At 34.3% G+C, this 22,431-nt stretch carries 19 protein-coding genes and 1 riboswitch; of the genes, 17 read left to right on the forward strand and 2 right to left on the reverse strand.

The genetic code is table 11. The features are described 5' to 3' along the window. The first annotated feature begins 3 nt into the window (after positions 1–3). The 7 genes from FFM65_RS11340 (at position 4) to FFM65_RS11370 (ending at position 8,662) form a co-directional block, all read left to right on the forward strand. Positions 4–1,461, forward strand: a complete 1,458-nt coding sequence (locus tag FFM65_RS11340) for a 6-phospho-beta-glucosidase (RefSeq protein ID WP_119318851.1) — start codon at positions 4–6, stop codon at positions 1,459–1,461. A gap of 139 nt (positions 1,462–1,600) precedes the next feature. Then, entirely contained in the window at positions 1,601–2,377 is a 777-nt protein-coding gene (locus FFM65_RS11345; protein WP_119318852.1) for a MurR/RpiR family transcriptional regulator, read from the forward strand. A gap of 136 nt (positions 2,378–2,513) precedes the next feature. Next, positions 2,514–3,818, forward strand: a complete 1,305-nt coding sequence (gene celB / locus FFM65_RS11350) for a PTS cellobiose transporter subunit IIC (RefSeq protein WP_119318853.1) — start codon at positions 2,514–2,516, stop codon at positions 3,816–3,818. Positions 3,819–3,839: 21 nt separating this feature from the next. Continuing rightward, entirely contained in the window at positions 3,840–4,925 is a 1,086-nt protein-coding gene (locus FFM65_RS11355) for a DUF871 domain-containing protein (protein WP_119318854.1), read from the forward strand. 54 nt (positions 4,926–4,979) lie between these two features. Beyond that, the gene (locus FFM65_RS11360; RefSeq protein ID WP_119318855.1) at positions 4,980–6,140 is read left to right on the forward strand and encodes a GNAT family N-acetyltransferase; all 1,161 of its coding nucleotides are present in this window, start codon (positions 4,980–4,982) and stop codon (positions 6,138–6,140) included. 121 nt (positions 6,141–6,261) lie between these two features. Beyond that, positions 6,262–7,392 (forward strand): GGDEF domain-containing protein, encoded by a 1,131-nt coding sequence (locus FFM65_RS12225; RefSeq protein WP_162898002.1) that lies wholly within the window; start codon positions 6,262–6,264, stop codon positions 7,390–7,392. 139 nt (positions 7,393–7,531) lie between these two features. Then, positions 7,532–8,662, forward strand: a complete 1,131-nt coding sequence (locus tag FFM65_RS11370) for a GGDEF domain-containing protein (protein ID WP_119318856.1) — start codon at positions 7,532–7,534, stop codon at positions 8,660–8,662. Between the two features lie 262 nt (positions 8,663–8,924). On the opposite strand, the gene FFM65_RS11375 is transcribed toward FFM65_RS11370, so the two are convergent. Both FFM65_RS11375 and guaD read right to left on the reverse strand, forming a co-directional pair. Then, entirely contained in the window at positions 8,925–10,265 is a 1,341-nt protein-coding gene (locus tag FFM65_RS11375; protein WP_119318857.1) for a uracil-xanthine permease family protein, read from the reverse strand. Beyond that, positions 10,265–11,593 carry a guanine deaminase gene (gene guaD, locus FFM65_RS11380; RefSeq protein ID WP_162898004.1) on the reverse strand — a complete coding sequence of 443 codons (1,329 nt, stop codon included), beginning with the start codon at positions 11,591–11,593 and terminating at the stop codon, positions 10,265–10,267. Before guaD ends, FFM65_RS11375 begins: the two co-directional genes overlap by 1 nt. A 354-nt stretch (positions 11,594–11,947) precedes the next feature. Here guaD and FFM65_RS11385 point away from each other — a divergent pair, with 354 nt between their 5' ends. From FFM65_RS11385 to FFM65_RS11430, 10 genes are all read left to right on the forward strand, one after another. Next, positions 11,948–13,228 carry a PTS sugar transporter subunit IIC gene (locus tag FFM65_RS11385; RefSeq protein WP_119318859.1) on the forward strand — a complete coding sequence of 427 codons (1,281 nt, stop codon included), beginning with the start codon at positions 11,948–11,950 and terminating at the stop codon, positions 13,226–13,228. 78 nt (positions 13,229–13,306) lie between these two features. Continuing rightward, positions 13,307–14,125, forward strand: a complete 819-nt coding sequence (locus FFM65_RS11390; protein ID WP_119318860.1) for a Cof-type HAD-IIB family hydrolase — start codon at positions 13,307–13,309, stop codon at positions 14,123–14,125. A 218-nt stretch (positions 14,126–14,343) separates the two neighbouring features. Next, the gene (locus FFM65_RS11395) at positions 14,344–15,195 is read left to right on the forward strand and encodes a PRD domain-containing protein (protein WP_119318861.1); all 852 of its coding nucleotides are present in this window, start codon (positions 14,344–14,346) and stop codon (positions 15,193–15,195) included. A 12-nt stretch (positions 15,196–15,207) separates the two neighbouring features. After that, on the forward strand, positions 15,208–15,558 hold the full coding sequence (locus tag FFM65_RS11400) for a PTS lactose/cellobiose transporter subunit IIA (RefSeq protein ID WP_119318862.1): 351 nt from the start codon (positions 15,208–15,210) through the stop codon (positions 15,556–15,558). Between the two features lie 18 nt (positions 15,559–15,576). Continuing rightward, complete coding sequence (locus tag FFM65_RS11405; RefSeq protein WP_119318863.1) at positions 15,577–17,304, forward strand: lactose-specific PTS transporter subunit EIIC; 1,728 nt, start codon at positions 15,577–15,579, stop codon at positions 17,302–17,304. Positions 17,305–17,330: 26 nt separating this feature from the next. Further along, positions 17,331–18,755, forward strand: a complete 1,425-nt coding sequence (gene lacG, locus FFM65_RS11410) for a 6-phospho-beta-galactosidase (RefSeq protein WP_119318864.1) — start codon at positions 17,331–17,333, stop codon at positions 18,753–18,755. A 244-nt stretch (positions 18,756–18,999) separates the two neighbouring features. Further along, a complete protein-coding gene (locus FFM65_RS11415) occupies positions 19,000–19,350 on the forward strand; it encodes a PTS sugar transporter subunit IIA (RefSeq protein WP_119318865.1) in 351 nt (116 codons plus the stop codon). Positions 19,351–19,433: 83 nt separating this feature from the next. Then, positions 19,434–20,246, forward strand: a complete 813-nt coding sequence (locus tag FFM65_RS11420) for a Cof-type HAD-IIB family hydrolase (RefSeq protein ID WP_119318866.1) — start codon at positions 19,434–19,436, stop codon at positions 20,244–20,246. 98 nt (positions 20,247–20,344) lie between these two features. Beyond that, a complete protein-coding gene (locus FFM65_RS11425; RefSeq protein ID WP_119318867.1) occupies positions 20,345–21,202 on the forward strand; it encodes a PRD domain-containing protein in 858 nt (285 codons plus the stop codon). A gap of 272 nt (positions 21,203–21,474) precedes the next feature. Continuing rightward, entirely contained in the window at positions 21,475–22,188 is a 714-nt protein-coding gene (locus tag FFM65_RS11430) for a gamma-glutamyl-gamma-aminobutyrate hydrolase family protein (RefSeq protein ID WP_119318868.1), read from the forward strand. A 61-nt stretch (positions 22,189–22,249) separates the two neighbouring features. Continuing rightward, a riboswitch (FMN riboswitch) is annotated at positions 22,250–22,384 on the forward strand. Positions 22,385–22,431: the final 47 nt, after the last annotated feature.

The raw sequence follows: 22,431 nt of genomic DNA on the forward strand, positions 1-22,431 counted from the left end.
TAAATGACTGAAACGACAAAAAGTGGATTAAGAAAAGATTTTCTTTGGGGTGGTGCTGTAGCTGCTAACCAACTTGAGGGTGCATGGAATGTCGATGGCAAAGGTGTCAGCGTTTCAGACATTATGACAGCTGGTGCTTATCAAAAGCCACGTGAAATTACTAAGGGAATCATTCCTGGTAAAAACTATCCAAACCATGAAGCAATTGATTTTTACCACCAATACAAAGGCGATATTAAATTATTTGCTGAAATGGGTTTCAAATGCTTTAGAACTTCTATCGCTTGGACAAGAATTTTTCCAAATGGTGATGAAGATGAACCTAATGAAGCAGGATTGAAATTTTACGATGATTTATTTGATGAATGTTTGAAATATGGTATTGAACCTGTGATCACATTGTCACACTTTGAAATGCCATATCACTTAGTTGAGAAGTATGGTGGTTGGAGAGATCGTCGTGTGATCGACTTTTTCGTTAAATTTGCTACAGTATGTTTCAAACGTTACAAGAATAAAGTTAAGTATTGGATGACTTTCAACGAAATCAACAACCAAACTACTTATACTAATGACTTTTCAATTGCAACTGATTCCGGTTTGATTTTCTGGGACAATGAATCAGAACAAGAACGTGAAGCTCTAATGTATCAAGCATCTCATTATGAAGTTGTTGCTAGTGCTTTGGCTGTTAAAATTGGACACAAGATCAATCCTGACTTCAAGATTGGTAATATGGTCAACTTTACACCCGTTTATCCAGCCTCATCAGATCCTAAGGACATCTTGTTAGCTGAAAAGGCTATGCAAAGACGTTACTGGTGGTCAGATGTTCAAACATTAGGCGAATATCCAGTTGGTATGGAAGCTTACTTCAAGAATCACGATTTAAGACCAGATATCACGGCAGAAGATCGAGTTGTTTTACGTGAAGGAACAGTCGATTATGTTGGTTTCAGTTATTACAATTCTATGACCGTCAAATACAGTGATGATAATCCAGAATTCAAGTTTGTTGGAGACCGTGAAACTGTTAAGAATCCTAATATGAAATACAACGATTGGGGTTGGCCAGTTGATCCCGTAGGACTTCGTTATTCAATGAACTGGCTTACTGAACACTATCACAAGCCTTTGATGATTGTTGAAAATGGTTTTGGTGCTTATGATAAAGTAGAAAAAGATGGTTCAATTCACGATGATTACCGTGTTGACTATTTGAGAGCACACGTTAAACAAATGATAACGGCGGTTAATGAAGATGGCGTAGATCTTCTAGGTTACACACCTTGGGGATGTATTGATTTGGTTTCTGCTGGAACAGGTCAAATGTCCAAACGTTACGGTTTCATTTATGTTGATAAAGATGATGAAGGTAACGGAACACTTGAACGTTCAAAGAAGGATTCATTCTACTGGTATCAAAAAGTTATCCGTTCAAACGGATCAGACTTAGACTGAATCTATTAAAATAAGCTGAGACAAAGCCAAATTGTTTGTCTCAGCTTATTTGTTTTCTGGAATAAGTAACTTGTTACATTTATAATTAAAATATCTTTACTAAAAGCGATATAGACCAATTAAAAGAGGAGGGAGATTTATGTTTCCATATCAAAAAGTACATGAGCTCAATCGCTTGGAACTAATAGTTTATAAGTACATTATTGGCCACACCAAAGAAGTTCAAAACATGACGATTCGTGAGATGGCAGATGCGGCACATGTTTCGACCACGACAATTTTACGTTTCTTGAAGAAAATGGACTATAGTGGTTTCTCAGAATTCAAATTTGCTTTGAAGCAGAGTCTTAAACAACCGGCCAAATCCCAACAGGATCCTAGTATGGAGCCTATCAAAAACTTTTTCCAACTAGTGGCTGATGAAGAACCATTTGATGACAAAATCAATCAAGCGGCCGATATGATTAATGCATCAGACTTAGTATTGTTTTTTGGGGTAGGTAACAGCGGCAGAATTGCTCAATATGGTGCTAGTATCTTGTCAAGCTATGGGGTTTACTCTTTGCCGATTCTTGATCCTTTTCAACCAGAACCATTCTCAGACCGCGATTTTTCAAAGACTTTATTGATTTTAGTGTCGATATCAGGCGAAACGGATCAAGTTTTGGAGCAAGCTCGTTACTACAAAAAAAACGGTGCTGAGACGATTGCTTTGACAGCTAATTCATATTCTGTCTTGAATCAAATTACTGACTTTTCGATCTCTTATGATACGCCGCAAAACCGCAAGGGGCACATTAATGTCACGACTCAAGTGCCAATTGTCTACACTTTGGAACAGATTGCTAATTGTTCGTATCATAAAATGGTAGACCACATCGATAATCGTTTCACGGAACATGTCACAGAAAAGTAACACGTTTTTTCTACGTTAACTTATTATTTTGCTTATAAAAACACACATATTTTAATGTAAAGGGTTACAATAGTTCTTGTAAGCGGATAACAGTGTTTCTGCTTGGTAACAAATTTTATTTGAGGGGGTTTTGCACATGGCTGAAAAGAAATCCGGCAGCTTCGTCCAAGAGAAAATTATTCCTCTTGCTGGTAAGCTTGCTTCTTCTCGTCATTTGATTGCATTGCGTGATGGTATGACATTAGCCGTTCCAATGATCATCATTGGTTCTATCTTCATGATTATCGCGCAATTCCCAATTCAAGCCTATCTAGACTTCATGGCTAGTATCTTCGGTAAGAACTGGGCAACAGTATTACAATATCCAACAAACGCATCATTCCATATTATGGGTCTGATTGCTGTTATTGGTATTTCTTATAACTTGGCTAAGAGTTATAAGGTCGATCCTATCTCTGCTTCAATTGTTTCATTAGGTGCTTTCGTCCTAACAATTCCATTGAAGACAGACAAGGCTGGAGCATTGTGGATTCCATTAACACAATTTGATTCAGCTGGTTTATTTACAGCTATTATTGTTGGTTTGTTTATTACCGACTTTTATGTTTGGATGGTCCACAAGAACTGGACAATTAAGATGCCTGATACAGTTCCACCAGCAGTAAGTAACTCATTTGCCGCTTTGTTCCCAGGTTTCATTGTTTTACTTCTTGTTTGGGTAATTCGTATGGGTGTTGAAGCAACTCCAATGCAAAGTATTCCAAATATCATTTCATTCTTCTTAGCTGATCCACTAGGTCACTTGAGTAACACATTGCCAGGTGCTTTGGTAGCTGAATTCTTGATTTCCTTCCTATGGATTTTTGGTATTCACGGTGCTAACGTTGTTTCTGGTGTTATGATGCCTATCTGGTTGACAGCTTTGAACCAAAACCACGCAGCCTTTACTGCTGGTAAAGCTTTACCAAACATTGTTACAACATCATTCTTCGATAACTTTGTTCACATGGGTGGTTCAGGTGCCACAATCGGTTTGGCATTCTTGTTAGCCTTTGCTGCAAAGAGTAAAGAATTAAAGACCTTAGGTAAGTTGGTTGCCGGGCCTGCAATATTCAATATTAATGAACCTATTCTATTCGGACTACCAATTGTTATGAACTATAAGATGTTAGTTCCATTTATCCTAACACCACTTATCAACGTAACAACAACATATATTGGTATGGCTACAAACTTAGTTGCAAGACCAATGGGTGTTTATATCCCATGGACAACTCCACCAGTTCTATCAGGATTTATTTCAACTGGTCACATTTCTGGTGCTGTAATGCAAATTATCAATATTGTGCTTGATACTTTGATGTACTGGTACTTCTTCAAGTCAATGGATAAAGATAAGTTGGCTGAAGAATTAGGTCAAACAAAAGAAGCTGCTAAATAATAACTTTTTGGAGGTCATGTTTTGAGAAGACTAGGATTGTCACTATATCCTGAACATTCAACTTTAGAAGAGGATAAGAAATATCTCGATACTGCTAGTAAGTTAGGCTATTCAAGAATCTTTGCTTCATTACTTGAGTTAGGTGATGACAAGGATAAGACGATCAGTCGTTTTAAAGAAACTATTGCTTATGGAAATAAACTTGGTTTTGTGACGATTGTTGATATGAATCCTAGACTATTTAAAGCATTAGATATTAGTTACGATGACTTATCATTTTTCCATGAATTAGGAGCCTTTGGTATCCGTTTGGATGAAGGTTTCTCTGGAATGGAAGAAGCTAAGATGACGCGTAATCCTTATGGTTTAAAAATTGAAATCAATATGAGTTCTGGTACACACTACTTAGACAATATTCTTTCCTACCATCCTAAAAAGGATAATCTACTCGGTTGTCATAACTTTTATCCTCAAAGATATACCGGTTTAGGTGAAGAGTTCTTCATTAAATGGTCGAACTTCTTTAAAGAGCGTAACATTCACTCAGCCGCTTTTGTCAGCTCGCACAATGCTACTTTTGGCCCATGGCCAGTTCAAGATGGTTTACCAACACTTGAAGATGATCGTGACTTACCAATTTCTACCCAAGTTAAACATTTATTGTTGAGCGGAGTAGTTGATGATGTCATCATTGGTAACACATACGCATCGGATGAAGAATTAAAAGAAGCTGCTGATGCTTTCTATGCACCATTCCCAGTATTGAAAGTTGACTTATCTTCTGACATTACTGATTTAGAAAAAGAAGTTATTTTAAAATCTACTCACGTTTATCGTGGTGATGCATCTGATTATTTGTTACGTAGTACAATGACTCGAGTAGTATACAAAGATGGGAATTTCCCTGCCCATGATACTCAAGACATTAAACGCGGCGATATCATTATAGTTAATGAGGACTACGGACAATACAAAGGTGAAACGCAAATTGCACTTCGTGATATTAAGAATGACGGACGTCGCAATATTGTTGGACATTTGAATTCGAACGAGGCTTTCTTGTTGAGTTATATCGAGCCTTGGAGTAGTTTTAAATTAGCAGAATAAAAACAAAGAAATACTATTCTCAATTGAATAGTATTTTTTTATAGGGAGAAAAACATGAATAAATATTTACTCAGTAAAGATAAATTTAATCAATTTTATGAATTGTACTTATATTCTTTTAATCGACCCGATTCACCACACAGAAGATCAGTCTTAAAAGAACGCTTTGATCATGCAAAAGTTTATGGAATTATGAATGAAGATAAATTAGGCAGCGGTTTATTTAGTATTCCATTCAATGTCAATTTCCATGACGTTGATTTTAAGATGAATGGTATCGGTGACGTTATGAGCGCCCCAGAATTTGGCGGTCGTGGAGGAGCCAGCTCACTAATGGAATCAGCACTTTCAGATATGTATAACGATGGTGTAACGATTTCTTACTTGGCGCCTTTTTCATACGGCTATTATCGTCAATTTGGCTTTGAACAAGTCTTTGATCACACGAAGATAACTATTAAAAATGTTGATTTACCCAGAGTAAAAAATGCTCAAGAAGGGCTAGTCAAGCGAGCTAGGATCACCGAATTGCCATCCATGGTAAAACAATTGTATCAAGAAAAAAATCATCTTGGTGGCATGTCTCGCGCTGATTGGTGGTGGGATCATATGATTGATAAACATCCAGAATATCAATTAGCTTTGGCTTACCAAGACAATAAATTAATAGGTTATTTAGTTTATTACACTGAAGGTATTAATTTTGTTATTCATGAATGGATTAACAGCAATCCCTTGAGTTTACAACTATTATTAAAATTTGTTACTAAGCATCAATCTATTTTTGAAAAATTCATTTACGAATCTCCAGATGCTGATTTTAAGGCTGACTTATTAGAAGACCCCAATTCAGCTAAGTTAGAAGTTATTCCATATATGATGGCTCGAATAGTTAATTTAGAGGATTTTTTGAAACGTTATCCAATTCAAAAGATGAATTTGGCTCGAATTAATTTTAGAGTAGAAGATTCATTGACTTGGAATGATCACATATGGTCATTAGCAGTTAATGATGGAATTGTTGATTTGAAGGTGAATGATGAACTGAAACCAGATTTTGTGCTTACCATTCAAAACTTGACCAAAGCAATGTTTGGCTATCGTAGTCTTAAATCATTATTTAATTACGGATTAGTCAGTGGTGATGCAGAAAAGATTGCTGACTTGTCGAATCTCTTTGTGCAAGAAAAGCCTCAATTGATTGATTACTTCTAAGTGGTGATCAAAATATAAAAATATTTATCGCAATTACCACTTTTTGTAGTAATATTAGAAAGTACTAGTCTTTTTATGGATTTAATCGATGGTTTACTACAAATAGGAGGTACAAGTATAATTGACTTGGCTTGTATGGCGAGTTTCACCATTTATCACTAGTATTTTCTTTATTTTGGGTGTTTTTACACTTTTTGAAGTATTAGTTGATTGGATTAAAGTAAAGCTTCATTCAAAAGACATTAATATCAAGGATCATACGGTTGAATCTGTTGTTGGAATTATTTACATGCTGATTTTTTCTTTTGGAATGCAATATTCTATTTTGGGACAGTCGTATTCTTGGGAATTTATGAATTTTCAGTTGATAGCGATAGTGTTTTGTGCGTATTTTTTGAATATTCGCATCCCATATTATTTTCTTTTACCGATTGTTTTACTATTTATGATCTATAATTCTTCAGTCGGATACTGGGAATCATGGTGTCACGCAATTACGTTAATAATATTTTATGTAACGATGAATAAAGGATATTTATGGTCACAAAAACTTAAATCGCCTTTATTCTTTTATTTAGGTGCAGGGATATTCTTTGGGGCATTATTATGGTATTTCATGAAATTAAAATTTGACTTATCTTGGACTACGTATGTTCAGGAATTATCATATTTAGTAATTTTTGAATTATTATTGTATTCCTATGTCAGAATGCTCTTTAGAGATGATCGACTCAAAGCTCGCTTAGCTGAAGTAGCTAGTCATGATGCATTGACAAAAGCTTTGAACTATTCAGCCTACGAAACAGAAGTTAAATATTTATTTAAAAACAGCAAAGATAACAATTTAAGTTTTTCTATGGTCATGTTCGATATCGATCATTTTAAACGAGTAAACGATACTTATGGACACCTAGCGGGTGATCGAGTTTTACAGCACACCGTTGACGTTGTGCAAACGGTTTTGAATGCTAATGATTCTTCAGTGAAACTCTACCGAACTGGTGGAGAAGAATTTAATATTCTATTTCCTAATTATGATCTTAAGGGAACGCAAGTAATTGTTGAAGAAATATTTACCGCTTTAAATCATTTAAAAGTTGAGACAGATGAAAAAAAGATTGAAATTTCTGTTTCGATGGGAGTTTCTCAAATTTCAAACAAAGATGTTACACCAAATGATTTTTATAAGCGCGTTGATAATAATCTTTATTATTCTAAGAAGCACGGCCGTATGCAAATTACGACCATTTAAAGGGAGCATCTTATAATTGATGTTCTCTTTTTTTAATGTAAAAAAGATATTAAAAATAAGACTTTTTATAATAAAATAAATATAAAATTGTAGTAGAATAAGGCTAGTGAGTTAATACCTGAGATGGGAGGGATGATTAATGACTTGGTCTGTTTGGCAAGTAACGCCAGTAGTAACGAGTGTCTTTTTCATTTTGGGCGTTTTTACGTTATACGTAGTTTTAGTCGATTGGCTGAAATCTAAAATACGTTTAAAATATCCGAAAATCAAAGAACATACGATTGAATCATGGTTCGGCGTAATCTATATTTTGATTTTTGTTTATAGTTTACAAATAGGTATTGCTGGACAAGATAATTCTTGGCTATTTATGAACTTCCAATTGATTGCGGTTATCTTTTGTGCCTACTTTTTGGCTATTCATATTCCATTTAAAGCTTTTCTACCAATTGTAGTATTGTTCATGTGGATCAATTCATCACTAACTTATTGGGAATCGTGGACTTATTCTTTGATAATTATTTTATTCTATTGGTGTATGAATTATGTTTATAAGTGGTCACAAAAACATAAATATATTTTTGCAATTTATTTTATTACAGGAACCTTTTTTGGATTAATATTGTGGTTTTTAGTTAAAATTAAGTTCTCATTATCATGGTATATTTATTTTCAAGAAATTAGCTATTTCTTAGTATTTCAAGCGTTATTGTACAGTTATATTAGAATGTTGAATAAGAATCAACGTTTGGAGAATAATTTAGCCCGCTCCGCTCATCACGATGCTTTGACGCAAGCCAAAAATTATGCAGCTTATATGACGGAAGTCAGTGATCTGTTCCAAAATAGTCATAAAAATAAATTGCATTTATCAATGATGATGTTTGATATTGATCATTTTAAGCGAATCAATGATACATATGGACATTTAGCAGGGGACAAAGTTTTGCAGCACGTAGTGGATGTTGTTCAAACTGTAATAGATGAAAATGATTCAAGAATCAAATTGTATCGGACCGGTGGAGAAGAATTCAACGTCTTGTTTCCTAGTTATGATTTAAATGAGACTCAAAAAGTTGTTCCTCAAATCTTTAGTGCTCTGAATCACTTAGGAATTGACTTCAATGGTCAGCACATTAATATTTCCGTTTCGATAGGTGTTTCTGAAGTATCTAAAAAAGATAATGATCCTAATGATTTTTACAAACGGGTCGATGCTAATTTGTATCATTCGAAGGATAATGGTCGAATGCAAATAACTGCAAAATAGAAGAGGGAATCTTCTAAGTTAGATTAGGATTCCGTCCTTCATAGTGATGCTATATTTTTTTATGATCAAACAAATAAGCATCTATTCAGATAATTACAGCCGGTAAATTGACCATATCTGAATAGATGCTTTTTAATTTTGATTTACTTGAAATAAATGTCGTTATTCAGTGTAGCAGCTTTGTAGATGATCAGTAAAGCAGAACTAACGATGACATTTAACGGTAAACTAACTTAAGAAGGAACCATAAAGATTTCCTTTTCTAAGCAGTTTTTACTTCTGGACTACTCTTAGGCATGACCAAATTTAAGATGATAGCAGCAATAGCAGCCACGGCAATTGGAGAACCTAATAAGTATTGTAAAATTTGAGGTGCATTCTTAGTAACGCTTGCAGGTAAAAGAACCAAAGCTAATGTTAGAACAATTGGGATACCGATAATATAAAGGTCACGATCAGTTGTCTCTAATCCGCGAATGACATTAAGACCGTTTAACATAATAGTAACGGTGATGATTGCAAAGACTCCACCAATTACTGGTGCAGGAATAGCAGCTAGAAAAGCGGATAACTTACTGAAAAATCCTAAAATTGAGAACCAAATACCGGCGAATAAGAAGACACGTTTACTAGCAACACCAGTAATAGAAATGACACCGGCGTTTGTAGAATAACCAGTAACTGGAGTAGTTCCTAATAGGGAAGCTACCATACAGCTAAGTCCTTCACCAATGATTCCTCGATTCCACTGTTTATCAGTAATTTCATGATTTGTAACGGCACCCATAGCGAACCAAGTACCAGTAGTTTCAGTCGTTATAACGGCATAAATGATGATGAAAGTAATGATTGCTGATGGACTAAAATTGATACCCCAGTGGAAAATAGTTCTTTCTGGAAAACCGAACCAAGCGGCTTCATTGACTTCTTTCCAATTGAACATGCCCATCATAGTTGAAACAATCGTACCTACACCTAGTGCTAAAATAATTGAACTAGTTCTGAAAAAGCGACGAACTTTTTTGAATTTCAAACTGATACCGACAGAAATTAACAAGGTTAGAGCGGTAACTGAAGCTAAGATGATGTTGTTATTAACATTGCCGCCAGCATTAAAAATATTGTCATTCAATGCTGTAGGGATCAATGATAATCCAACACAAGTAATGATAGTTCCACCGACTAAAGCAGGGACTAAACGGTTAATTATTTTCTGGAAGATTCCAGTTGCACCCAGGATAATCAAAATAATTGAACCAATTAGAGTAGCTCCAATCAAAGTGCCCATCCCATTACCTTTTAGACCACCAGATGCTAAAACAACACCGGCAGCAGCTCCTAATGGAACGAAGGAAGGACCTTGAGAAACAGGCATCTTCATGAAGACAAAAGTTTGTAAAATTGTACCGATTCCGGCAGCTAAAAATGTTGATTGCAACAAGCCCATTTGGTCACCCAAACCCATTGCCATCATACCGGCCAAAACAATTGGTGGAACATAAATATCCATTGCTAAGACGTGTTGTAATCCTAAGAAACCAGCTTCTCCCATGCCGATTTTGTCGTCAGGACCAACGAGTAAATTACTCTTATTATTATCCATTATTCTTCTCCTAAGTTGTCATGTACTAGTTTTCCAGATACATAAACTTGTTTGATATTTTCTTTATTCGTATGGTAAATCAGTCTTTCAAATATTTCTTGTGGTTCATTAGATGAAATGTTGAAATATTGATCTTGAACAATTTGTAAATCAGCTTTAAAGCCAGATTTAATTTGTCCTGATTTAATGTGTAAAGCATTTGCTCCACCAACAGTGGCTAGATAAAAAGCATTTGCGGCTGAAATACGTGCGTTTTCATGTCCTTGTTCAGTTAAAATTTGTGAAGACATGATACTTTGTTGCATATTGCGATAAAGACTAGGAGAGAAACCTCCGGAGATATCGGTACCTAAACCGATTTTAACGTTTTTTTGATGAGCGTCTTGGACTCGCATAACGGAGTTGCCAAAATAAATATTAGAGATTGGACAATGTGCGATAGCTGTTTTGCGACTACTAAAAGTATTTAAATCTTGATCACTTAGTTGAGTGCCATGTGCCATAACTGATTTATCAGTCAATAATCCAAATTTGTCTAAAACTTCAGTATCCCTCAAATGATAGTGTTCTAAAGCGTAGTGATCTTCCCAAATACTTTCGCTGCAGTGCGACTGAATTGGTAAATCATATTTCTTTGCTAATTGCCCAAGTCCTTGTAGAGTTTCTTCGGTACAACTAGGAACAAATCTTGGCGTTATAACGGGTGTTATCTCAGCACTGGTTTGTTTTTGCATTTCGAACATTTTCTGGATAAATGTTTCAGTTTGTTCTAAGGCAACTTGAGAATTTAGGTCACGGTAATAATCTGGCGTTTGATCAGGATTGTCCATCGCAACTTTTCCGATAAAAGCTCTTTGACCAAGTTTTGCACAGATTTTAGCAAGAATCAGATTAGCATCATTATGAATCGAACCGAAAAACAATCCGGTCGTCGTTCCATTTGCTAAAAGTTCTTTAATTAGACTGTAGTAAACTTTTTCGGCATATTTCTTATCTTTGAACTTAGCTTCCAGTGGGAAGGTGTAAGAATTTAGCCATTCATTCAATGGTTTATCCAAAGCTAAACCAGATTGAGGCCATTGTGGCGCATGAATATGTAAATCAGTGAATCCTGGTAGAATGTAACTACCGTTTGCAACTCGATGATAAGAACCATTTTGTTGAGCAGCTTGTTTAACAGACTGATAATCGCTATCAGTAGCGGATATAACTCGGTCAATAATTCCTGACTGATCTACACATATAAGTACTTCTGGTGTAAAATCCGCCTTGTCAAACGAAACTGAAGAAATAATAGTTCCCTCAATAACTATTTGATAGGTGATAATCTAACACTTCCTTAAATTTTATATACGTAAGAATAACATGAATGATTATGTAAATAAATAGTAAATAGTTCGTATTTTGGATGCAAGATAAATAAAAGTGTGAAATATTAAGTTTTATCGTTATGAAAATGCTAATAATATATATGTTGAATACGATTACAAATACTGATATAAATAAATTTACTTTCTTTTAAAAAACTGTTTAAACCGTTATAGACAAACGAAATTATTTTTTTGAAAAAAATTTGACCGATATGGTGTTGAAAAAGGTTGAAGGTTATAAAAATAATGACTTGTCAGATAAAAATTATCTAACGTATACTTTTATCAGGGATTATATGGGGGAGTATATTTGTGCAAGAAAAATTTGAAAAAAAATTAACGCCGCTAGCTAATAAATTAGCAGAAAACGTCGTTTTAAAGTCGTTACGTGATGGCTTTTTGATTATTACGCCATTAATTATAGTTATTTCAATATTTTTATTGATTGGTAATTTTCCAATTCCAGGTTGGACGAAGTTTTGGACTGGAATCTTTGGTCACAAGTGGATTGAATGGTTTAGTGCAATTTCAGGATCGGTTTTTAATTTTACCGGCTTGTTATCGTGCTTTGGAATTTCTTATGCTTATGGAAAAAATCGAGGATTAGTACCGGTCCACGCTACAGCGGTCGCCTTAGTTTCATTTTTTATTTTAATGCCGATGACTGTAACCTTAGGCCAGCAAGAAATTGGAGCTGTTAAAACTTTGTATCTTGGACCTAATGGGATCTTCTTGGGTCTTTTTACAGCTTTGGTCAGTGTTGAATTGTTTAGATTTGCTAAAAAGCGTAATTGGACTATTAAAATGCCAAAAGGTGTACCAGATATGGTCCGGGAATCATTTGATGTTCTATTGCCGAGTGGTTTTGTGATTTTAATTTTCTTTTTGATTAGAATTTTCTTTAGTTTAACAACTATGGGAACCGCCTATAATTTTATTTATACACTTTTGCAAGCACCATTAAAGCACGTTGGAAATTCATTAGGTTCAGTTTTTTTGTATATTTTCATCGCCTCAATTTTGTGGTGCTTTGGAATTAATGGACCGTCTGTTGTCAATAGCGTGTGGTCGCCGATTTTCTTTGTTTTGAGTCAAGATAATTTAAAGGCTTTTCAAACTGGTCATCCGTTGCCACACATTTACACTGAACAGTTTATTGAAGATTTTGCAACATATGGTGGTGGCGGTAGTGTCTTGTCACTAATCATTGTGATGGTGTTTGTATGTAAATCTAAACGGATCAATGAATTAGGTAAATTGACGATTATCCCTAGTATTTTTGGAATTGGTGAACCACTTATTTATGGGCTACCGGTCGTTTTAAATCCAATTATCGCAATACCGTTTATAATAACGCCGGTAGTGAACGTTTTATTGTCTGGATTAGCATTTTCGACTCATTTGGTACCATATACTAATGGCGTTATGCTGCCATGGACTACGCCACCAATTATTTCGGGCTGGTTGACAACTGGTAGCTGGCGCGGTGCTGCATTACAAATTATTGAGATTATTATTGGCATTATGATCTATTTACCATTTATAAAAATGTTAGATAAAAGGTATTTACAAGATGAAGCAACTGCTGAATAGACGGTTGCTTTTTTTGTACATGATTGAAAGCGCTTAAATTTTAAGCTAATATCAGTAATAAACACGAGGAGGATAGCTATGTCAAAAATTAAATTAGTTGCAATGGATATTGATGATACTTTGTTGGATGATAAGAAGAATATTTCTTCACAAAATAAAATGGCCATTCAGAGCGCACTTAATAATGGGGTCAAGGTAGTACTGAGTTCTGGAAGAACCTTTAATGGAATGATTGAATATTTGAATGAATTAGAAATTAAAGGCGATGATCAATTTGTAATTATTGACGGTGGTGGTGTCGTTCAAACAGTAGCAGGTCATATTATTTATCAACAAACTTTGTCCAATGCTGCTTATCGTAAGATTGATAAATATGTGGTTGATAACGGACTACATTACAATGCAGTGGACGTTGAAGGAAATACTTATACGAGTAATCGAGATTTTATTGATAAATATACTGTTTTACAAGCATTTGAAAATAATAAAGGTTTAATTATTAAAAGTCCTAGTGAATTGCCTAATGATTTTGAGATAGTCAAAGCCATTTTAAATGAAGATGGGGATAAATTGGATGCTATTACACCCGAAGTTAATCGTATTTTTGGCAAAGATCATTATGTGGTAAGAACAGATGTTGGATTTTTGGAAATTATGCCACAACATGTCGATAAAGGGAATGCTTTACTACACTTGGCTGAGTATTTAGGAATTGGTATAGATGACACTTTAGCAATTGGTGATGGAGCAAATGATATCCCAATGTTAGAGCAAGCTGGTGTGGCCGTAGTGATGGAAAATGCGGATGATTCAATAAAAAAGTTGGCTGATTTTGTTACTAAAAATAATAACGAAAGTGGCATAGCAACAGCGTTTGAGAAGTATGTTTTAAAATGAGATAATATTTGATTTAAAAATAATTAACTGAAACCGTTTACAAAACATTGTGAATGTTTTATACTAACTTGTGTTGAAAGAAAAAATATATTTTTAGTGAATTGTTACTATTAAATTAGGCGAGATCACTTAACGAATTTTTAAATGGATACTCTATTGGGGGTATTGTTTGAAAAATCGTTAGTGGTCTCTTTTTTTGTTAGAAAGGGGGGAATGAAATGGTAGAGATTGCCCAAGTCTTTAACAACAACAGTGCGTTAGTCAACCTAGGGGACCATCGTCAAGCAATTGTGAAAGGCAAAGGAATCGCTTTTAGAAGAACAAAGGGAAATGAAATTGATTCGAGCAAGGTGGAAAAGATATTTTATCTCAATACCAAAACGGCGCAAGAAAATCTATATTTTCTAATTAAAGATATTCCAATTGATATAGTTACTACTACTTACGAAATAATTGATTATGCAATCAAAAAATTTGATTATAATGTTTTGGATTATGCATATATAACTTTAGGAGATCATATATTTGGATCATATCAGCGTATTTTGTCACATACATATCAGGAAAGTTTAATTCCAGATATGAGTAATCAATATCCAATTGAATATTTAATTTCACATCACGCATTGAATATTATTTATAAAAATTTGCATGTGAAATTTCCCGAATCTGAGACTAAAAGTATTGCTCTACATTTCATAAATGCCAAGGGTGCTGAAAATCAAAAGAGTGACTTAAAAGAAGATACTACGAAAGAAATAAATCAAATTGTTAAATCAATTTTGAATGCAAATAATATTTTTCGTATTGATGCAAATAGTAACTATTTTGATAGATTTATGATTCACCTCCAGTATTTAGCGGGACGTCTTAATGATAGTGATGATGATGATAAAGAATTTAGCAAGAATCTTGAGAAAGAAATGAGAAATTCATATCCGGAATCATTTAAGATAGCTAAAGAAATTTACGATTCATTACAATCACAGTTAAGTGTCGAACTTAATAGTAACGAACTGTTATATTTTATTATTCATATTCAACGATTAATTCAAGAAAAATCTAATTAGGAGGGGTTAGTTATGGCAGTAACAAAAGAAGATATTTCAATGACTGGTTTTGCAATTGTTGCTTATGCCGGTGATGCCAAAACTGCTTTACTTAAGGCTTTAGATAATGCTCGAGAAGGAAAAATTGAAGAAGCCAAAAAATTAGTGGAAGAAGCAAATCAATCTATTGTTGATGCACATAATGAGCAAACCAAACTACTTGCTAATGAAGCCGGTGGTATGGATATGGATGTTACTTTCATTATGGTTCATGGTCAAGATACATTGATGACAACAATGATGTTGATGGATCAATGTAAATTCTTCATTGATGAATATGAAAGAATCAACAAGATTGAGAGTAGATTAGATATTAAAAAATAATAATAGGGGGAAAGTATTATGAGTAGTGATAGCGCTAGTAGTAATGGTATTTTTGATAAATTAAAACCCGCTTTTGAAGCGATTGCTGCTAACAGATATGTTTCTGCAATTCGTGATGGGTTTATTGCTTGTATGCCAATTATCATCTTCTCCAGTATTTTTATGATGATTGCATACGTTCCAAATGCTTGGGGGTTCTATTGGCCCACTAAGGTTACTAATATTATTTTGATTGCTTACAATTATTCAATGGGTCTATTGGCATTGTTCGTTGCTGGTACTACAGCTAAGAACTTAACTGATAGTAAAAACTTGGATTTGCCTAAGACGAATCAAGTTAACCCAGTTTCTGTAATTATTGCTTCAGAAATTGCATTTATTATCCTTTCAATCATTCCTTTGAAGACAGGTAATGATTTAACTTACATGGGTACTCAAGGTTTGATTTGTGCTTATATTGTTGGTTTGATTGTTCCAAATATTTATTATATTTGTATTAAAAACAATGTAACAATTAAGTTACCTCCACAAGTACCACAAAATATTTCTCAAACATTTAAAGATCTTATTCCTATGGCTTCAGCTGTAACAATTTTCTGGTTGTTCGGTGTTGCTTTCAAAGCCGCAACAGGAACGATTCTTCCTCGTTGGATTATTCAAGTATTATCACCACTATTCCAAGCTAGTGATTCCTATATTGGACTTTCAATTATTGCCGGAGCTATGGCTTTCTTCTGGTTCTGTGGTGTTCAAGGTCCATCAATTGTTCAACCTGCTGTTGTTCCAATTATGATTGCTAATACTGCACAAAACTTACAACAATATCAAGCTGGTGCACATGCATCACACGTTTTAGCAATGAATACAATGGATTACGTTATGAACTTTGGTGGTACTGGTTCAACTTTCGTTGTTGCCTTTATCATGTTGTTTGCAGCACGTTCAGCTCAATTAAAAGCTGTTGGTAAGGCTGCCTTTATTCCAGGATCATTCTCAGTTAATGAACCTGTATTATTCGGTATGCCTATTATCATGAACCCTATGTTCTTTGTTCCATTCTTATTAACACCTATTGCTAATATTTGTATGTTCAAGTTCTTTGTTAACGTATTAGGTATGAATAGTTTCATGTTCACTATGCCATGGACGGTTCCAGCTCCTATTGGTATCTTGATTTCAAGTAGTTTTGCCCCATTAGCGTTTGTTTATGTTCTATTGGCATTGGTAGTAGATATTTTAATTTACTTCCCATTCATCCGTACATATGACAGTACATTGCTTGCTCAAGAAAAAGCTAAAGAAGCTGAAATGGATAATAATGATGCCTCTGTTGCTGTTGAAGGTGGAAATGATGCCTCTGGTGCTCAAGTAGCAATGTCTTCAGACAATAAAGATGCTGTTCCATCTGCTGATGCAAAAGATTACTTCAAGAATAACGAAGTCGATGTCTTAGTTCTATGTGCTGGTGGTGGTACCTCTGGTATTTTAGCTAATGCATTGAATAAGTTATCCAAAGAGCAAGATTTGAAACTATCGGCAACTGCTCGTGCTTATGGTCAAGATATGGATCTAATTCAGGACATGGATATGGTCATCTTGGCTCCACAAATGGAAAGTATGAAAGGTAATTTGAAGAAAATTACTGATAAATATGGTGTCAAACTAGTTACAACAACTGGTAGACAATATATTGATTTAACTAATAATGGAGACAAAGCTTTGAACTTTGTTGAAACCAACTTGTAATTTAACTTTTGAGGAGGATATATTCTATGAGTAAGACATTACCAAAAGATTTCCTAATGGGTGGTGCCAGTGCTGCTTATCAAGTCGAGGGTGCGACTAAGGAAGATGGAAAAGGAAGAGTTCTTTGGGATGACTTTCTTGAAAAGCAAGGACGTTTCAGTCCAGACCCTGCAGCTGACTTTTACCATCGATATGATGAGGATTTAACATTGTCAGAAAAATTTGGAGTACAAGCAATTCGTGTTTCCATTGCTTGGTCAAGAATTTTTCCAGATGGTGCTGGAAAGGTTGAGCAACGAGGAGTTGATTATTACCACCGTTTGTTTGCTTCTTGCGCCAAACATAATGTCATACCGTTTGTTACACTACATCATTTTGACACACCTGAGAGATTACATAATGAGGGTGACTGGTTAAGTCAAGAAATGCTTGATGATTTTGTTGAATATGCTAAGTTCTGCTTTAATGAATTTAAAGAAGTTAAATATTGGATTACAATTAATGAGCCAACTTCTATGGCCGTTCAACAATATACTAGCGGAACATTTCCACCAGCAGAAAGTGGTCGTTTTGATAAGACTTTCCAAGCTGAACATAATCAAATGGTAGCGCACGCAAAGATTGTTAACTTATATAAGTCAATGAATCTTGGTGGAGAAATTGGAATTGTTCATGCTTTGCAAACTGTCTATCCATATAGTGATACTCCGGGTGATAAGCATGCTGCTGATTTACAGGACGCCTTAGAAAATAGACTATATTTGGACGGTACTTTAGCTGGTGAGTACCATAAGGAAACTTTGTCTTTGGTCAAAGAAATTTTGGACGCCAATGACCAACCAATGTTTAAGTACACTGATGAAGAATTAGCTGAATTAAGAAAAGCCGCTCATCAACTTGATTTTGTTGGTGTAAATAATTACTTCAGTAAATGGATTCGCGAATACAATGGTGCTTCAGAGACCATTCATAATGGTACAGGTGCTAAAGGTACATCGGTTGCTAGACTACATGGTATTGGAGAAGAAAAGAAGCCAGATGGTATTGAAACTACTGATTGGGATTGGTCAATTTATCCAAGAGGGATGCACGATATTTTAATGCGCATTCATAATGATTATCCTTTAGTTCCTGCCATTTATATTACTGAAAATGGTATTGGTTTAAAGGAATCATTGCCTGAAAATGCTAATGATGATACAGTTATCGATGATCCTAAGAGAATCGATTATCTTAAGAAATATATCGGTGCCGTTGCTGATGCAATAAATGAAGGTGCTAATGTAAAAGGTTACTTTATTTGGTCATTGCAAGATCAATTCTCATGGACAAATGGTTACAGTAAACGTTATGGTTTGTTCTTTGTAGATTTCCCAACTCAAAAGAGATATATCAAGAAGAGTGCATATTGGTTTAAAAAACTGAGTGAAACACACGTAATTCCTGATTAAAATTTATAAAAAGGTTGAAATGTAAGTTTCAATCTTTTTTTATTTAATTTTTTGTAAACGTTTACAAAAGTGTAATGAAAGTATATACTTATTGTTATAGAGAAATAGTGATTAGTAAGTTGTTACTATTAAATTAGGCGAAATTACTAAACAATGAATGGAAGGATATATTTCATATTCTTGCTTATCATTGTTTGTAGTTTCGTCTTTTTCTTTTTAAAAATATAAAATCGAGGTAATAAGGATGGCAGTAACAAAAGAAGAAATATCAATGACAGGATTTGCAATCGTAGCATATGCAGGTGATGCAAAAACAGCTTTAATAAAAGCATTGGATAACGCTCGTGAGGGTAAAATTGAAGAAGCAAAAAAGTTAGTAGATGAAGCTAATAAGTCTATTGTAGATGCACACAATGAACAAACTAAACTATTGGCAAACGAAGCTGGTGGCATGGATATGGATGTAACGTTTATCATGGTACATGGACAAGATACTTTAATGAATACAATGATGTTGATGGATCAATGTAAGTTCTTTATTGATGAGTATGATCGTATTAATAAGATTGAGGAAAAATTGGGAATGAATAAATAAATTTTAGGAACCTCGAGACAATAAAAAAGTCTCAAGGTTCTTTTTTCTATTACAATAGAAAGTAAATAGACAGGAGGATTGTGATGACTTACAAATTAATTGCATTAGACATGGATGATACGCTTTTAACATCTCAAAAAACGATATCGGATAAGAATAAAGAAATGATTCAAAAGGCTCTTTCTAAGGGAATCAAAGTAGTTTTGTGTTCAGGAAGAACTCACAATGCAGTGGTAGATTACGCCAAAGAATTAGGTATCAAAGGTGCTGATCAATATATGATTACTAATGGTGGGGCGATTATTGAAAATCTAGAAGGTAAAATTATTTATCAACGGATGATGAGCAATGATTTTTATCGTAAATTTGTGCACTTTATTAAAGAGAATAATCTACATTATAATGTTGTTGATAATCAAGGCAGCACATACACTAGTCAAAATGATTGGTTTGATAAATATACTATTATGCAAGCATACGAAAATGATAACGGTTTGTTTGTCCGCGAACCAGATGATTTACCAAATAATTTTGAAATTACTAAAGCAATCATTAACGGCGATGAGAAGAAATTGGATGATATCACTCCAATGGTCAATGACAAATTTGCCAAGGATTATTTCGTAGTAAGGACTGGAGTAGGTTTCCTAGAAATTTTTCCTAAGGACGTTAACAAAGGCAATGCTATCAAAATTTTGGCCAAAGATTTAAATTTAGATTTGTCTGAAGTAATGGCGATGGGTGATCGTGATAATGATATTCCAATGTTAAAAATAGTTGGTAAAGGAATTGCTATGGAAAATGGGATGCCAAAAGTAAAGGCAGCCGCTGATTTTGTGACAGCCGACAATAATCATAGTGGAGTAGGTTTAGCAATCGAAAAGTTTGCTTTGTAAAAATATAATCTTTTATTAGCATGCGCTTTCATTATTTTGCTTGATTTAACCGCAAACGTCTGAAAGTACTTTATAATTAAAGTTATGAGGAGGGGATTATGCGATTACTGATTGAGCAAGTTTTTAATAACAATACAGCTGTCGTTAATTTGGGGGATGACCAACACGCGATAGTTAAAGGCAAAGGGATAGCCTTCAATAAATCTAAAAAATCCTTTCTAGATAGTTCCAAAATAGAGAGGATTTTTTATTTGGATTCTGAGGAATCACAAAAGGATTTATATTTTTTATTAAAGGATATCCCCATCGATGTAGTGACTACGACGTATGAAATAGTCGATTATGCCAAGAAGAAATTCAATTATTCAGTTATGGATTATATCTATATAACGCTCAGTGACCACATATTTGGAGCGTACCAGCGTTATAATAATGGACAATATAAGGAAAGCCACATTCCTGATATGAGTGATAATTATTTGGATGAATATTTGATAGCTAGTAAAGGATTAAGTATCATTAATCATAATTTAAATATTCACTTACCAGACTCAGAAATTAAAAACATAGCGTTACATTTTATCAATGCCAAGACAGATAAAAAAATTCCAAAGCATAACGATAAAGTTAAAGTGGATTTTGATAAAATTATTAAAAGGGTAATGATTAAAAATAATATTTTCCGAACTAAAAGCAACAGTAATTATTATGATCGTTTCATGGTTCATTTACAGTATTTGTCCCAGAGATTGAATAATAAAACTCAAGATACTAATTTTGATAAAAAAATCGAATTAGAAATGGAAAGAGACTATCCAGGTTCAACGAGTATTGCCAAACAAATTTCATTTGAAATCAAACAAGCAATGGGAGTGGAATTGAGTAGTAAAGAATTGTTGTATTTTATTATTCATATTCAACGAATCACTCAAGAAGATGGCTTAAATCAAAAATAAGTAAAATTCTAATAAAGTAAGGATTTATTTTTCATAAATGATGCAATACTTGTGTCGATTTATTGGAAATAAGTCCTTTTTTTCTTTTATTAAATAAAAATTAGAATCACAGCAAACCCCATGGAAATTCAAGAAAAATTGGAAGATTATTATGTTTTGAATGATTGATACTTGAATTATAATTAGAAAATATTTAATATTATTAATAAATGGTTTGACAGATTAAAATAGAGTGCTAATCTAAAATAAAATTGGAAAAGGAGCGATTGCTCATGAGTAAATTAATTGGAATTACCGCAGATATTTTTTTAGGTGCTACAGACGTGATCAATCAAAAGCTAATGGATTTCGTTCCACGTCCGCTCGTTAATGGAGTTATCGCTGCCGGTGGTATTCCAGTTAGTTTACCCTCAATTCCTAAAGAAGAAGTCAATGGTTTGATAGCTAGATTGGATGGAATCATTTTTCCTGGTGGTCCTGATATTGATCCAATTTTTATGGGTGAAGAACCGATACCTAGTCTTGGTGTGACTAATCGAACTAGAGATTTATTTGAAATCGCTTTGGCTAGAACAGCAGTCGCTAAAAAGATTCCCATTTTAGGAATTTGTCGTGGGGCTCAAGTTATTGACGTAGCTTTGGGTGGTTCCGTCTATCAAGATCTGCCAAGTCAATATCCAGGAAAATTATTAAAACATCACCAGCAATCACCTGGAGATCAACCAACTCATTTTGTTTCGGTCAACCATGATTCTAAATTATTTAAGTCAATTGGAGATAATGTCTTCGTTAATTCTAGACATCATCAGGCAATTAAGAACGTCCCAGAAGGACTAAAAGTTGTCTCCAAAGCAACTGACGGCGTGATTGAAGGAATTGAAAATGATGATGCGACTGTTCAAGCTGTTCAGTGGCATCCAGAAAATCTATGGCAGCATGATTCTCAACAATTGCAAATTTTTAAGGATTTTATTGCTCGAACATAATAATAAAACAAACTTGTCAAAAATATTTTTGTGTTGTAGTATTTTTAACTGAAAACTGAATAGATTTCTTCGGGGCAGGGTGTAATTCCCGACCGACGGTGACAATTCAACGAAATTGAAGTCCGTGACCCACGCAAGTGGTGGACCTGGTGAGAATCCGGGACCGACAGTATAGTCTGGATGGTAGAAGAACAATGAGATAATTATTTCATGCTATTAGTCGGCTTATTTGAGTCGCTCTCG

This window comes from Companilactobacillus formosensis (genome assembly GCF_005405305.1).
Lineage (GTDB): Bacteria > Bacillota > Bacilli > Lactobacillales > Lactobacillaceae > Companilactobacillus > Companilactobacillus formosensis.

What these genes read in the sequence shown, in the direction of transcription:
- FFM65_RS11340 (WP_119318851.1), top strand. Translation starts at nt 4, where the DNA reads ATGACTGAAACGACAAAAAGTGGATTAAGAAAAGATTTTCTTTGGGGT.
- FFM65_RS11345 (WP_119318852.1), top strand. Translation starts at nt 1,601, where the DNA reads ATGTTTCCATATCAAAAAGTACATGAGCTCAATCGCTTGGAACTAATA.
- celB (WP_119318853.1), top strand. Translation starts at nt 2,514, where the DNA reads ATGGCTGAAAAGAAATCCGGCAGCTTCGTCCAAGAGAAAATTATTCCT.
- FFM65_RS11360 (WP_119318855.1), top strand. Translation starts at nt 4,980, where the DNA reads ATGAATAAATATTTACTCAGTAAAGATAAATTTAATCAATTTTATGAA.
- FFM65_RS11370 (WP_119318856.1), top strand. Translation starts at nt 7,532, where the DNA reads ATGACTTGGTCTGTTTGGCAAGTAACGCCAGTAGTAACGAGTGTCTTT.
- FFM65_RS11375 (WP_119318857.1), bottom strand. Translation starts at nt 10,265, where the DNA reads ATGGATAATAATAAGAGTAATTTACTCGTTGGTCCTGACGACAAAATC.
- FFM65_RS11390 (WP_119318860.1), top strand. Translation starts at nt 13,307, where the DNA reads ATGTCAAAAATTAAATTAGTTGCAATGGATATTGATGATACTTTGTTG.
- FFM65_RS11395 (WP_119318861.1), top strand. Translation starts at nt 14,344, where the DNA reads ATGGTAGAGATTGCCCAAGTCTTTAACAACAACAGTGCGTTAGTCAAC.
- FFM65_RS11400 (WP_119318862.1), top strand. Translation starts at nt 15,208, where the DNA reads ATGGCAGTAACAAAAGAAGATATTTCAATGACTGGTTTTGCAATTGTT.
- FFM65_RS11405 (WP_119318863.1), top strand. Translation starts at nt 15,577, where the DNA reads ATGAGTAGTGATAGCGCTAGTAGTAATGGTATTTTTGATAAATTAAAA.
- lacG (WP_119318864.1), top strand. Translation starts at nt 17,331, where the DNA reads ATGAGTAAGACATTACCAAAAGATTTCCTAATGGGTGGTGCCAGTGCT.
- FFM65_RS11415 (WP_119318865.1), top strand. Translation starts at nt 19,000, where the DNA reads ATGGCAGTAACAAAAGAAGAAATATCAATGACAGGATTTGCAATCGTA.
- FFM65_RS11420 (WP_119318866.1), top strand. Translation starts at nt 19,434, where the DNA reads ATGACTTACAAATTAATTGCATTAGACATGGATGATACGCTTTTAACA.
- FFM65_RS11425 (WP_119318867.1), top strand. Translation starts at nt 20,345, where the DNA reads ATGCGATTACTGATTGAGCAAGTTTTTAATAACAATACAGCTGTCGTT.
- FFM65_RS11430 (WP_119318868.1), top strand. Translation starts at nt 21,475, where the DNA reads ATGAGTAAATTAATTGGAATTACCGCAGATATTTTTTTAGGTGCTACA.